The following is a 12,581-nucleotide window of genomic DNA, read 5'->3' as shown; positions in this document are numbered from 1 at the left end:
ATATGCAAACGATAAGGATAACCACCACACAAAATATAGATATTGATTACGAGGTAGCCGGTTTGGGCGAACGTATTGTGGCCTATATTATTGATATGGCCATGTTTGGGGTTATCATTATAGCAACGTTTATCATCTTTGCCGCTCTTGGTAGTGGCGGAGTGGGGAGAGAAATTACAAATGGCATTATCTTAATTGTTTACGCGGTATTATATGTTTTTTATGATCTGATATGTGAATTGGCTATGAACGGGCAGAGTGTGGGTAAAAAGATCATGAAAATAAAGGTAATAAGCCTGGATGGAGCCCGGCCGCGCCTGGGGCAATATCTGTTGCGCTGGTTATTCCGGATCATTGATTTTTTGCCGGGTACTTTAAATTTATGCGGATTGATCTGTGTGGCCGTGTCAGACAAATCACAACGCCTGGGCGATATGGTTGCCGGTACCACACTCATCAGGACTGTGCCCCGCACCAAAATGCAAAACATCGCTTTTAAACCCGAGGGGGATAATTATCAGCCTGTTTTTACAGAAGCAGCCCAGTTAAGCGAGCAGGATATTGAATTGATAAACGAAGTGATCAACAATTATGTAAAAAGTGGTAACAGTATGCTGGTGTATAATATGGCGCAACGCATCAAAGATCTGCTGAATGTAACACCACCCGCCGAAATGAATAACATGTTGTTTTTACAAACTATTATTAAAGATTACAGCCACATCATAGCCCAGGCCGATGTACTGTAATGGCCATATAATCCCCACATTTTAATGCCGTAACTAATCAGCACCATGCTGCCCATGATTATGAACAGGGTTTTCTTCATAGTTGATTTGGGCGTGTCCAGCTTAAAATAGCTGTCGGCAATGCCGTAGGCGAAAAAGAACAGGAGCGGAATGGCTGGCGGGTACAGCGCAAAACTTTTTTGAAGATCGCCCTGAACAAGGGCAACTACCGCACGTTGGAAACCGCAGCCTGGGCAATCGATGCCGGTAAGATATTTGAAAGGGCAGGGGAGCAAATGATTTTGCAGCCAGTGGATAAACCCCGACTGACTGCAAAATATTTGTAAATAGATACTATTAAATAACATTACACCTGCGGCGGAGGCGGATTAGTGTTGAACGGATCCTGGTAATTGGTTGATGGATCAAATGGTTTACCGCCACCCACAAACCCGGCGCCGGCAGGACCTAAATATTGGAAGTTGCCAAAGCCTAATAGTGGGAAAAATATAAAGGATAAAAATAAGAGACCTAGGGTAAAGCCTACACCTTGTCCAAAGCTTTTGCTCAAAAGATTGTAAGTCCACGGAATAAAAATGAAATTCAAGCAAGGAATAATCAGCATGAATATCCACCAGATGGGTTTGCCAATAATTTCTAAAAGCACGATGATATTATAGATCGGTATGATGGCAGCCCAGCCCGGTTTACCGGCTTTTTCGTAAACTTTCCACATGCCAACAAGTGAAATAACGCCAATGATTAATGATGGAATTAAAATGGCGCCCATTATTGCAGCCGCTAAACCAGCCGATGGTGCTGAAGAAGGATCGTAATCTTGCATTTTGATTTTGGTTTAAGTGATCGTTTTAGTGTTTATTGATTGCTGCAAAATATAAAATATTTAAATAAAAATTAAATACATCACTCTTTTATTACAAAGCAGGTGTGATATTTTATTTATAATTTTGACGTAATGCAGAGAGAACAAATTTCGGTTTTTGATATGTTCAAGATAGGCATAGGGCCTTCCAGTTCACATACACTGGGTCCCTGGCGGGCGGCGCAACAGTTTGTGCAGTCGCTTGAACAGCAAGGTGTTTTGCCCCTGGTTGAACAGGTGAAAATACTGCTTTACGGTTCATTGGCCAAAACGGGTCGTGGTCATGGTACCGATATTGCCATACTATTAGGATTGAGTGGCGATGATCCGGTAACTTTTGAGGTTGACCAGATAACAACTAAGATCGGCGATATCACAGCAACCCACAAATTACAGCTCGGCGGCATTCAAGCCATTACCTTTTCGGTGGTTGATGACCTGCTTTTCCTGTTTAATGAGAGCTTGCCTTTTCATCCCAACGCGGTAACTTTTCAGGCTTTTTTAAGTAATGGCAAGGCTGTTTCAGAAACCTATTATTCTATAGGTGGGGGCTTTGTAGTAAAAGAAGGCGGCTCGAATCAAACCAAACAGGAGGTTGATCTACCGTTTCCAATTGATACCGCTGCCGACCTGCTGCACTGGTGCATCAAAACCGGGCTGAAGATATCAGAAGTGGTAATGGAAAACGAGCTGGCCTGGCGCAGCGAGCAGGAAACACGTACCGGAGTGCTACAGATTTTTAAAGCGTTAAAGGAATGTATTTACCGTGGCTGCCATACTACCGGGCAATTGCCGGGGGGATTAAATGTGGCACGTCGCGCTTTTAAACTTAACAGTAAATTAATAGGTAATAACGCTTATTCCAACTACGACGAATGGGTTTTAGCCATTCGTAAAACTGGTGAAGGGTTTAAAAATATATTGGATTGGGTAAGCTGTTTTGCCTTGGCCGTAAATGAAGAGAATGCTTCATTCGGCAGAGTAGTTACCGCGCCTACCAATGGCGCGGCAGGGGTTATACCTGCTGTATTACAGTATTATATCGTTTTTTGCGAAGGCAATACTGATCAGCGCATCATCCAGTTTTTGCTTACGGCATCAGAAATTGGCAGTATCTTTAAAAAAGGTGCCACCATATCGGCAGCGATGGGGGGGTGCCAGGCCGAGATCGGTGTATCATCGGCCATGGCCGCGGCAGCGCTTACCGAGTGTATGGGCGGTACACAAAGGCAGGTGCTTATGGCTGCCGAAATAGCCATGGAGCATCACCTGGGCCTCACCTGCGATCCGATAGGTGGCCTGGTGCAGATCCCCTGCATCGAGCGCAATACTATGGGTGCCATTAAAGCTATTACGGCCTCGCAGCTAGCCTTACAAAGTAACCCTGAAAAAGCGAAAGTGAGTTTGGATGCCGTAGTGAAAACCATGTGGCAAACCGCATTGGATATGAACTCCAAATATAAAGAGACATCGGACGGTGGATTGGCTATTAACATTCCAATCAGCTTGCCGGAATGTTAAGCCTGGCTCCCTGAAAGGGAAGGCCGTTAAATAAGGAATTTTGGAAACCCCATCGGGGTTCAAGCTTTGTAGAATAAACCAGTTTCAAGACCAGTGCCGTAGATACTGTACTCAGGTTGCATACCTACGGCATGCTCAATTCCTATTGTTTGTTCTCAGTATCAAACAAAAAAAATGCGTCATTGCGAGCGATAGCGTGGCAATCCCAAACTATACAGATCTGCTCTGTAGACCGGGGATTGCCACGCTATCGCTCGCAATGACGTTGGTGGTTAGAGCTGGTCAAAAACTACAACCCACGGCCGGCTTTATTCCCTCTTTGTCAACAGTTAAAACGGGTTTATCATTTTTAAAGGTTACCACCCAAATGGTATCATAATCATTATCGGGCCATTGAAGGTCTTTAACCTTCAGGCCGAGCTTCTTCAATATAGAGGTGATCTCGTTGTGTTCCCATACCACCAGTATAGTACCTTTCCGGCTGGCCAGTTCTTCGGCCATATCTTTGGTGTCTTCTTCTTCAAAAACACTGTTGATGGTTAAATTATACTTAATAGCAAAAGGCGAAATAGTTTGAAACATGCGTGCCCGGGGAGTTGATTTACCGAGGTGCAGGGCAGGCACATAAACCCGATCGGGCAAACCGAATTTGGCCTTTAAAACAGCTGGTAATTTAAGTGCCCGGTTCAAACCGGCACATGACAGGTTATCGCCATCATCTGGTTTCTCGGCATGGCGTATAAAAACCAGTTTAAGGTTTTTGCTTTGCGCACTTAAACTGCAATTTGTAAAGCAAATCACTATCAGGATCAAGGCAGATAAAACAGCTATTCTCTTTATCATAAACATCTGAATCAAAATTTGCAGAATTAAAAAATTAGCAGAATTGAAAATTATCCAAATCCGAAACAGCGAAGCTCTCTTTAACACAAATGAAAACCAACAATTGTTAAAAATCGAATATCCGAACTCCGAAATCAAAAAGACGCTTACTCTACACTAACGGTAAGGCCTTCCTGTTGTAATATTTTGCGATAGATCTCCATTTCGGTAAATGAGCCTTCTAATACAGCGCATTTACCTTCATTGTGTACCTTCCAGGCAATTTTTTCGGCTTGTGCTTCTGAGTAATCCAGATACTTCATCATACAATGAATCACGTGATCAAAGGTGTTAAAATCATCGTTCCATAGTATCAGGCGGTGAACTTCTTTAAGTCCTGCCAGTATCTCTTCGAGTGTGAGTGTTTCTTCCTGTGTTTCGGTTGGCATACGTAACTACAAATTTACTCAAAAACAATAATAAATGTGTTAAAATTGTGTTTTATGGGCTTAAAAATCATGTTACAATATAGCGTCGATCAAAAACCCTAAACTCTCCAATTTTATGAAAAAAGTTGTCCCCTGTTTTATTTTAGCCTGTACCGCTCAGTTGTTAGCTGTTGGCGTAAGCCACGCACAAACCGCAAAAAATGCGCAATCTACGCTGAAAGTGCCATTTGGCCCTATTGTCATTGATGGCAACCTCAAGGACTGGGGCGACAGTTTGCGTTATTTTAACGACGAAAAAAAGATCAGTTATACGCTGTCCAATGATCAAACTACGCTTTACGCGGCCGTACGGGTGAGCGACCGTATGGATCAGATCCGGACGTTAAACGCGGGTATAACCCTGAGTGTTGATACCAAAGGCAAAAAAAAGGAAAGCTTTTCCCTCACTTTTCCGCTGGCCGATCCGGGAACGCCACCAACTTTTGGCAAACGGGATAACCCCGGCGGCGATATTACCCAGGAAGACCGTGATGAGCTGATGCGCGAACGGGTAACCAAGCTGCGCAATATAAAAGTGGTAGGCTTTAAAGATATTGAGGGTGATATGATAACCACCTCGAACACCTATGGTATTAAAGCCGCCGTTGATTATGATGCCAAAGGCAACCTGGTATATGAACTGGCTGTACCTTTACAATTTTTTCATGCCGATGACATCGCTAAAAATGAGTGGGCGTTTAACTTTAAAATAAACGGGCTGCAAAGGGCCAAGGGTGATGGTGCCGAAAATCCTGATCATCAGAGCGGTGGCTTTGGTGGTGGCGGTGGCCGGGGCGGTCGTGGAGGTGGAATGGGCGGCGGTGGTCGTGGAGGCAGAGGTGGCCGTGGTGGTATGGGCGCTGGCGCCGGTGGAGCAGAAAACGGCCGCAGCGAACTGGCCAAATCTGTTGATTTTTGGGAGAAGTTTTACCTGGCTAAATAAAATTCAAAAGTCAAAATTCAAAAAACTTATCTTGTTGAAATAAGTGAATTATTACTGATCAGGATAGTAACCCAACTGATATAAAAGTAAAAAGTCAAAATCCACGCCGGGTTTTGACTTTTTACTTTTGAATTTTAACTTTTTACTCTACCTTATATTTAAATACCTGTCTGCCCAGGTTGCCATCGGCATCAATACCTTCTATAATTACACGATACGTACCTTTCCCATCCGCATTAAAGAAGGAGAAGGAAGTGTTGCCTTCTTTATCGGTAATGATCTTGGGGTTCCAGTATATGGTTGACCGCAGATCCTGCATCTGTGTATTGGTTTTAGGATCGTCATACTGGGGCGAATAAAACTCCCTTGCTTTATAATAGCCCTTAGGTGAATAAGTAACTACGCCTGGAGCATACCGGTTATATACAGAGCCTTCATCACCCCGTTTAGTGGTGATCACCAGCAAGCCGTTTCCTCCCCTGAAACCATATATGGCCGTATTGCCTGCAGAACGCAAAACTTCAATACTGGCAATATCTGATATCACTATATTGTCCAGGTAATCGGCTTCCATATAAATACCATCAACTACAATCTGCATAGGGCCACCGCCACGGGTAGAGTAAGGTTTACCTCCGCGAAACATTACCCCTAAAAGCCGGCCTGCCAGGATATTGGAAAGCTGACCACCGCCCAAATTCTCCAGGTCCTTGTAAGTTAAAACCTGGTCGGCGTTACCGGCTCCATTCAAGTTTGACGAATGTTTTACCGCCGTGGTACGGGTATCTTTTACGACTACCTCTTTTAGTACAATGGTATGGTTCCCTATACCATATTTTACCTGCTCATTAAACAGCTTTTTGCTGTTCTGCAAATAAACCGACCGGCTATCGCTCACACTTACCTGTATATCCGGGGCATTTTTATTTTTTCCGACTGCTTGAGGTGCTATATTATCCAGCTCTATCTCCAGGTTTTTACGGTCTTTGGCTGTACGGGCCTGCACCACAAATTTGATACTGTCCCTGAAAACCAGGTTATTGAAAGTGAATTTGCCCTGGGCATCGGCTACAGTATCTAAAATAAAGGTACCGCCCGCGGTTGTAAATAAGGTTACTTTGCCATTAGGAACGGGCTTACCGCCAAAGGTTTTTAAGTGTCCGGTTACTTGTAATGTTTTTTCGGGCTGATAAACCGCAGGGGGTACAGCATCATTGATCACCTGTTTCCATTCAAAACGTCGATAGCCTTGTGTAAGCATCAATACGTCAAGATCGGCGTTTGTTTTTGCGCTTGGGTTGCTAAAATAATAGCCTGGTTTTTCTATATAACCTTTCAGGTCGGAACTTAGCAATATGTTCGAAAAAATGCTTTCCTCGTTAGTCTCATCAACCGGTACTTTTGACAGATCGATAACCGAGGCCGAAAAACTACCAATTACAGGCTTATCTTCTTTATTTTTAGCATTCAGATTAATGGTCACCTTTTCGCGTGGCGCAAATTGTTGCTTAGGTGCCGAAACTGATAATTTAAGCTGATCTGGATTTTGAATAAATACGATGCGTTCATTTAAAGGCTCGCCGGTTGCCGAAAACAAAGTAAACTGTACAATACCCGATGGGAATTTACTTTTTGGGATAATGGCCCTGAATGTTTTTCCGTTATCTGAGCTTTTAGCGGCATAGTAGATTTCGCCGCTGCTTTGAGCTACCAGCATGAGGCTGCCATTTGATGCAGTATTTTGTGCAATACCAGATCCCGGTAATATTCGCGCTACCAGGTTATCATCGGCAGAATTATCAATATTTAAAACATAAGCATTATCAATCGCTTTAGGTAGGTTAAAATCAGCCCCAGATCCATCAGCAAATATCACCTTCGCTTTATAGGTTTTGCCGTTTATGGGGGTAAAATTGAATACCCCCATACCCAGGTGGGTACTGCTAAATGTAGTTACTGTTTGGTTTTGATCATCCACAACCGTACCTTTTATATCAACACCCAAGCCATCGGCGCCAACCGCCTTAAAAGCTACCTTACAGCCGGCATCATTGATCAGGTTGCCACTTTCCGGAAAAAATTGGACATCCGTTTTGGCCGATACCGCTTTGACTGGCACCACCTTGGTGATCACTTTTTTATCGATTAGTTTGATATTGGCAATAATATTACCGGTTGCCGCGGGGTTGGGTGTAGTATTAATAAATGAGGCTGGCAGGTCGCCTTTGTCATTGGTTACTCCCTTACCTTTAAAAACTGTTTTGCCATTGAGTTCAACACGGTAGCTCACCTCGTTACCGGCATATGGTGCGCCGTTTGCATCGGTAAAATTAATCACGGCGTTTACCCTTTGCTTGCCGTTCTGTTCACCGTAGGTATAATCCGTTTTGGTAAAAACAGTATTGCCGATGGCTTTGGATATGGTAATGGTTTTATCAAAAAAATAAGCGTCGCCCGCATTGCGCATCCAGTTGGTATAGGCTCTTATACGATAGTTGCCTTCCTGCATGGTATCGGGCAGGGCAAAATCACCATATGCCATGCCGCTGATGAGCGGTAGTTTGATACTGCGTTTTACAGAATCATCTTCGCCTATCAGATCAACATTTAATATTTCGCTATAGGCCGATAGCTGGTGTTTGCTGCCAATGGTTACATAAGCCTTAAACCAGATATCATCGCCAACGGCATAATAGGGTTTGTCCAGATGGAGATAAACTTTTTCCTGCGGATGATCGGCGCGCCATTTATAAAGCTGGTCCACCAGTTTACCGAGCAAATCATCGCCTGGGCCCGTGAAACCAAAAATTACCGTAGCAATTACAGTTATCAATAAGCCGATAGATACTTTTTTGAATGTTATCATGGTAAATAAAGTTTAATCTACACAAAATATCTAATCAGGCGATGAGTTGTGAGGTTATAGGTTTATTATGTAAGGTTAAATTTATGTGCGTTTAAGCTTAATTTTCACTTTGACCTTCCCCAACAACAATGGTTTAATCGATCCCCAAAAAAACGATTAAAACTTATTCTTCCACATCATGCTTTCCACAGGGCGTGTTGTCGGGTTATTATATTTAGCGTTGCTTTTGGTATTATACATGGTTTCGATATCCCCTTCCACCACAAAGTAGATGAGCTGGCCAATGGGCATGCCGGCGTAAATGCGTACGGGTTGGGCGCAGGAGATCTCCAGCGTCCAGGTATTGCAAAAGCCAACATCGCCTTTGCCCGCGGTAGCATGTATATCAATGCCTAACCTGCCGGTACTTGATTTACCTTCCAGAAAAGGTACATGGTTATGGGTTTCGGTATACTCCATGGTAACGCCGAGGTAAAGCGTATTGGGCTGCAGGATAAATCCTTCTTTGGGGATCTCAAAGCCATCAATTTCGTTGTGCAGTTTGGCATCCAGCACCCTATCGCGGTAAGTGGCCAGGTGCTTGCCTAAATGAACGTCGTAGGAGTTGGTACCCAGGCATTCGCGTTTAAAGGGTTCAATAATAATACTTCCTTTTTCAATTTCTTCGAGAATGCGCTTATCTGATAATATCATGGTAGGGCCTAAATTACTATTTTAGTCGCAAGTAGATAGTATCAAGTATCAAGATTTTTAATAACAGAATCTGAAATAGCCGTGTAAATTGTCGCGATACCTGATACTAAATTTTAGTATCAGGTAGTTAGTATCAAGTATTAAGATTTTTAATAACCGAATCTGAAACAGTCACATAAACTGTCGTGATATTTGATACTAACTACTCGATACTAAACAATTATTTAATTAAATTTATTTGACATAAGTTTGCTACCTATTTTGCAATTTTACTAATTATGGCTATAGCATACAGGCAGCGTATTGACGATGATACCGAATTTGCGCTCTGGAGAATTGAAGAAGAGGCCGACGACCTGTACAACCAATTACAACTTGACGAGGACGAAAAAGCCTACGTTGAAAAACTAAGCAACAGCAAGCGCTACCTGCACTGGCTGGCCACTCGTGTGCTGCTGCGCACAATGCTGCATACCGACGAATATATTGATTGTAAGGTTGATGCACATGGCAAACCCTATCTGGTAAACCTGCCTTATCATATTTCGCTGAGCCACTCTTTTGATTACGCTGCTGTGATGATTAGCAAAACACATAAAGTAGGGATAGATATTGAACTGATAAAACAAAAGGTAGAGCGCATTGCCGGTAAATTCTTACGCTCCGACGAACTTTCCTTTATTGATAAAGAGCATAAAATAGAACAGCTATATGTTTGCTGGTGCGCTAAAGAAGCCATTTATAAATGCAACGGAGAAAAAGAAGTATCCTTTGCCGATAATATTTTCCTGGATCCTTTTAATTTTAATACCCGTGGCGAACTGAGTGCGCGCCTGCATAAAAATAATATCAACCTGGATTATGTGGTGAGCTACATGCAGTATGAAGGCTACATGGTAGGCTATGTAAAGGGACAAATGTAATGAAGAACAAAAAAGTATTTTTTCAAGATTGGGGCTTGATCGATTATCAGGAAGCCTGGGACAAACAGGAGGAGCTGTTTGCCGCCTCGGTAAAAACCAAACTCCATAACCGCAACAGTGAGCTGGCTTATGAAGCTGCCGCCAAAGAACCAGTTGCCGCCGGTACCTTTGAGCCGTTTGAACCCGAGGAAACTTTTAACTACCTGGTATTTTGCGAGCACCCCCATGTGTACACCCTGGGTAAAAGCGGTAAGCCCGAACATTTATTGCTTGACGAAAACGGGCTAAAAGAAAAAAACGCGGTTTATTATAGCATTAATCGTGGCGGGGATATTACTTATCATGGTCCGGGCCAGATTGTATCGTACCCGATACTGGACCTGGATAATTTCTTTACTGATATACACTTGTACCTGCGCACGCTGGAGGAAGCCATTATTTTAACCCTGGCCGATTATGGTTTAAAGGCTGGTCGCTACCCAGGCTATACCGGTGTTTGGTTTGATGCCGATAATGAGAATGCCCGCAAGATATGCGCCATGGGCGTACGTTGCAGCCGCTGGGTAACTATGCACGGACTGGCTTTCAATATCAATACCGATCTGGACTATTTTAACAATATTGTGCCCTGTGGTATTGATGATAAGGCCGTAACCTCCATGCAAAAAGAACTGGGCCATGAAGTTGATATAAATGAAGTGAAAAAAATCCTTAAACATCATATTTCCGTATTGTTTGATATGGAGATTTTATGATGAAAGCATTATTTTTAGTTTTATTCTCATTAAGCGCCTTATCGGCGTGTACAAAAACCGCATCAATGTCAAACATACCAACCGGCACAAGATCAGATATTCCCGCGAGGGATACGTTAAGCTACCTGGCTCTGGGCGATTCCTATACCATTGGCCAGTCGGTTGATGAACATGATGCTTTTCCATACAAACTTGCCGGGCAATTGCCGGGACATAAAATAACCGGGCCAACCATTATAGCCCGAACTGGCTGGACAACCCAGCAGTTGATATCCGCTATTGATGACAGCGATGTCAAAAACAAAACCTACGACATAGTGACCCTGCTTATTGGCGTGAACGACCAGTACGGCGGCGGCAGCCAGGCCGATTATCGCGTTAAGTTTGTGCAGGTTTTAAATACGGCCATCAAGTTGGCCAAAGGCGATACAAAGCATGTTTTTGTATTATCCATACCCGATTATGGAGTAACACCATTTGCACATGGCGATGACGCACGTATTGGTAAAGAGATTGATCAGTTTAATGATATTAACCGGCAGGAGAGTGCCAACGCGGGTGTTAACTATACGGATATCACCGCTATATCCAAACTGGCAGCCAACAACAGATCGCTTATTGCCGATGACGGTTTACATCCATCCGCCACTATGTACCAGATGTGGGTTGATAAACTGAAACTGGTTGTTTTGGATGCCCTGGAAAAGAAATAATATTATAATAAAAAAGGTGTACCATTTGGTACACCTTTTTTATTATATGGGTAAGTATAATTAACCTACAAGGTAATTCCAGCCATAAGTATCGGGCGCGTTACCGTATTTAATGGCATCAAGCGTTGCTAAAACTTTTTGAGAGAACTCACGTGTTTTTGGATCGCTCAGGAAATATTCCTCGCCATCAACACTTATAGAGCCTACTGAAGCAATAGTAGCGGCGGTACCTGCGCCAAAAGCATCGGTCAGTTTGCCGTTTTTGGCACCTTCAATAATTTCGGCTACAGAAACTTTGCGGGTTTCAACCGGGATGCCCCATTCTTTTGCTAAAGCGATAACGGTATCGCGCGTTACGCCATCCAATATAGTATCCTTTGCTTCGGCAGTAATCAATACGCCATCCAATAGGAACATAGCGTTGGCTGCGCCCATTTCTTCAATGTATTTATGCTCTTTGGCATCGGTCCATATCAGTTGGTCAAAACCTTCTTCTGCGGCTTTGCGGGCTGGTAACATGGCGCTGCCATAATTGCCGGCTGCTTTGGCATAACCCATACCGCCTTCGGCAGCGCGGGTATAATGTGTTTCGATTTTAACACGCAGTGTTTTTGAGAAATATGGTCCAACAGGGCCTGCAATTACCATATACTTATAGGTAGCAGATGGAGTTACGCCCAGGAACGGATCTGTAGCGAACATAAACGGGCGGATGTATAAAGCATGATTAGCTTTAGCAGGCACCCACTCGCGGTCGATATCAACCACGGCGGCCATACTTTGTAAAAATATTTCTTCGGGTAGTGTCGGCATGCACAAACGTTCGGCCGATTTGTTGAAGCGGATAGCGTTTTTATCCGGACGGAAAATAGTTACTTTTCCATCGGCATGTTTGTAGGCTTTTAGCCCTTCAAAAAATGCCTGTCCGTAATGCAGTGCAGAAATAGCAGGACTAACCCCAATTTCGCCGTACGGAATGACCTGCAGGTTCTTCCATTCACCATCGGCATAATCAGCCACAAACATGTGGTCAGAAAATGTTTTTCCGAATGGTAAGTTGTCAAAATCCGTTTCAGCTAAACGGGAATGTGCGGTTTTGGTGATCTTGATGTCCAGCGTCTCAGTCATGGCCTTATGTGTTTATAATTTAGAAAATGGCAAGTTAGGAATTTTTTTATGGAATCGGGATAAGGAATTGATAGTTAGGCCAATTTTCGGGGATTGTTGCATATTATGACAGGAAATT

General features: G+C 43.4%; 13 protein-coding genes. 6 read left to right on the top strand and 7 right to left on the bottom strand.

Annotation, left to right across the window (positions count from 1 at the left end):
- Positions 1-2: 2 nt before the first annotated feature.
- Positions 3-749, top strand: coding sequence for an RDD family protein (locus tag ACTJKG_RS20015; protein WP_440740236.1), 747 nt, complete (start codon positions 3-5; stop codon positions 747-749).
- Here the strand turns inward: ACTJKG_RS20015 and ACTJKG_RS20010 are convergent.
- Both ACTJKG_RS20010 and ACTJKG_RS20005 read right to left on the bottom strand, forming a co-directional pair.
- On the bottom strand, positions 713-1,096 hold the full coding sequence (locus ACTJKG_RS20010) for a DUF2752 domain-containing protein (RefSeq protein ID WP_440740235.1): 384 nt from the start codon (positions 1,094-1,096) through the stop codon (positions 713-715). The genes ACTJKG_RS20015 and ACTJKG_RS20010 overlap by 37 nt on opposite strands.
- Entirely contained in the window at positions 1,096-1,572 is a 477-nt protein-coding gene (locus ACTJKG_RS20005) for a DUF5684 domain-containing protein (RefSeq protein WP_440740234.1), read from the bottom strand. Before ACTJKG_RS20005 ends, ACTJKG_RS20010 begins: the two co-directional genes overlap by 1 nt.
- A gap of 132 nt (positions 1,573-1,704) precedes the next feature.
- On the opposite strand from ACTJKG_RS20005, the gene ACTJKG_RS20000 reads away from it, so the two are divergent.
- Positions 1,705-3,132, top strand: coding sequence for an L-serine ammonia-lyase (locus tag ACTJKG_RS20000; protein ID WP_440740233.1), 1,428 nt, complete (start codon positions 1,705-1,707; stop codon positions 3,130-3,132).
- Positions 3,133-3,414: 282 nt separating this feature from the next.
- Here ACTJKG_RS20000 and ACTJKG_RS19995 read toward each other — a convergent pair whose 3' ends face one another.
- On the bottom strand, positions 3,415-3,975 hold the full coding sequence (locus ACTJKG_RS19995) for a histidine phosphatase family protein (RefSeq protein WP_440740232.1): 561 nt from the start codon (positions 3,973-3,975) through the stop codon (positions 3,415-3,417).
- A 146-nt stretch (positions 3,976-4,121) separates the two neighbouring features.
- Complete coding sequence (locus tag ACTJKG_RS19990) at positions 4,122-4,403, bottom strand: ATP-dependent Clp protease adaptor ClpS (protein ID WP_076379060.1); 282 nt, start codon at positions 4,401-4,403, stop codon at positions 4,122-4,124.
- A 115-nt stretch (positions 4,404-4,518) separates the two neighbouring features.
- Here ACTJKG_RS19990 and ACTJKG_RS19985 point away from each other — a divergent pair, with 115 nt between their 5' ends.
- Positions 4,519-5,385, top strand: a complete 867-nt coding sequence (locus ACTJKG_RS19985) for a hypothetical protein (RefSeq protein WP_216650678.1) — start codon at positions 4,519-4,521, stop codon at positions 5,383-5,385.
- A gap of 142 nt (positions 5,386-5,527) precedes the next feature.
- Here ACTJKG_RS19985 and ACTJKG_RS19980 read toward each other — a convergent pair whose 3' ends face one another.
- Complete coding sequence (locus tag ACTJKG_RS19980; protein WP_440740231.1) at positions 5,528-8,251, bottom strand: TonB-dependent receptor; 2,724 nt, start codon at positions 8,249-8,251, stop codon at positions 5,528-5,530.
- Between the two features lie 156 nt (positions 8,252-8,407).
- Positions 8,408-8,944, bottom strand: a complete 537-nt coding sequence (gene dcd / locus ACTJKG_RS19975) for a dCTP deaminase (protein ID WP_166091642.1) — start codon at positions 8,942-8,944, stop codon at positions 8,408-8,410.
- Between the two features lie 278 nt (positions 8,945-9,222).
- On the opposite strand from dcd, the gene ACTJKG_RS19970 reads away from it, so the two are divergent.
- From ACTJKG_RS19970 to ACTJKG_RS19960, 3 genes are all read left to right on the top strand, one after another.
- Complete coding sequence (locus tag ACTJKG_RS19970; RefSeq protein WP_172337464.1) at positions 9,223-9,867, top strand: 4'-phosphopantetheinyl transferase family protein; 645 nt, start codon at positions 9,223-9,225, stop codon at positions 9,865-9,867.
- Positions 9,867-10,622 carry a lipoyl(octanoyl) transferase LipB gene (gene lipB, locus ACTJKG_RS19965; protein ID WP_172337463.1) on the top strand — a complete coding sequence of 252 codons (756 nt, stop codon included), beginning with the start codon at positions 9,867-9,869 and terminating at the stop codon, positions 10,620-10,622. Before ACTJKG_RS19970 ends, lipB begins: the two co-directional genes overlap by 1 nt.
- Positions 10,623-10,687: 65 nt before the next feature.
- Positions 10,688-11,335: an SGNH/GDSL hydrolase family protein gene (locus ACTJKG_RS19960; protein ID WP_253952309.1), complete on the top strand. Its 648-nt coding sequence runs from the start codon at positions 10,688-10,690 to the stop codon at positions 11,333-11,335.
- Between the two features lie 60 nt (positions 11,336-11,395).
- Here the strand turns inward: ACTJKG_RS19960 and ACTJKG_RS19955 are convergent, their stop codons facing one another.
- Positions 11,396-12,463, bottom strand: a complete 1,068-nt coding sequence (locus ACTJKG_RS19955) for a branched-chain amino acid aminotransferase (RefSeq protein ID WP_166091646.1) — start codon at positions 12,461-12,463, stop codon at positions 11,396-11,398.
- Between the last annotated feature and the right edge of the window lie 118 nt (positions 12,464-12,581).

Source organism: Mucilaginibacter sp. 22184, from assembly GCF_052045695.1.
In the GTDB taxonomy this organism is placed as follows: Bacteria; Bacteroidota; Bacteroidia; order Sphingobacteriales; family Sphingobacteriaceae; genus Mucilaginibacter.
The sequence above is the reverse complement of the archived record's forward strand: the minus strand, read 5'-3'. Positions and strand labels throughout refer to the sequence as shown.

Coding starts and splice junctions, on each gene's coding strand:
- ACTJKG_RS19980 (WP_440740231.1), bottom strand. CDS start 8,251: ATGATAACATTCAAAAAAGTATCTATCGGCTTATTGATAACTGTAATT.
- ACTJKG_RS19985 (WP_216650678.1), top strand. CDS start 4,519: ATGAAAAAAGTTGTCCCCTGTTTTATTTTAGCCTGTACCGCTCAGTTG.
- dcd (WP_166091642.1), bottom strand. CDS start 8,944: ATGATATTATCAGATAAGCGCATTCTCGAAGAAATTGAAAAAGGAAGT.
- ACTJKG_RS19995 (WP_440740232.1), bottom strand. CDS start 3,975: ATGATAAAGAGAATAGCTGTTTTATCTGCCTTGATCCTGATAGTGATT.
- ACTJKG_RS20005 (WP_440740234.1), bottom strand. CDS start 1,572: ATGCAAGATTACGATCCTTCTTCAGCACCATCGGCTGGTTTAGCGGCT.
- ACTJKG_RS19960 (WP_253952309.1), top strand. CDS start 10,688: ATGTCAAACATACCAACCGGCACAAGATCAGATATTCCCGCGAGGGAT.
- ACTJKG_RS20010 (WP_440740235.1), bottom strand. CDS start 1,096: ATGTTATTTAATAGTATCTATTTACAAATATTTTGCAGTCAGTCGGGG.
- lipB (WP_172337463.1), top strand. CDS start 9,867: ATGAAGAACAAAAAAGTATTTTTTCAAGATTGGGGCTTGATCGATTAT.
- ACTJKG_RS20015 (WP_440740236.1), top strand. CDS start 3: ATGCAAACGATAAGGATAACCACCACACAAAATATAGATATTGATTAC.
- ACTJKG_RS19955 (WP_166091646.1), bottom strand. CDS start 12,463: ATGACTGAGACGCTGGACATCAAGATCACCAAAACCGCACATTCCCGT.
- ACTJKG_RS20000 (WP_440740233.1), top strand. CDS start 1,705: ATGCAGAGAGAACAAATTTCGGTTTTTGATATGTTCAAGATAGGCATA.
- ACTJKG_RS19990 (WP_076379060.1), bottom strand. CDS start 4,403: ATGCCAACCGAAACACAGGAAGAAACACTCACACTCGAAGAGATACTG.
- ACTJKG_RS19970 (WP_172337464.1), top strand. CDS start 9,223: ATGGCTATAGCATACAGGCAGCGTATTGACGATGATACCGAATTTGCG.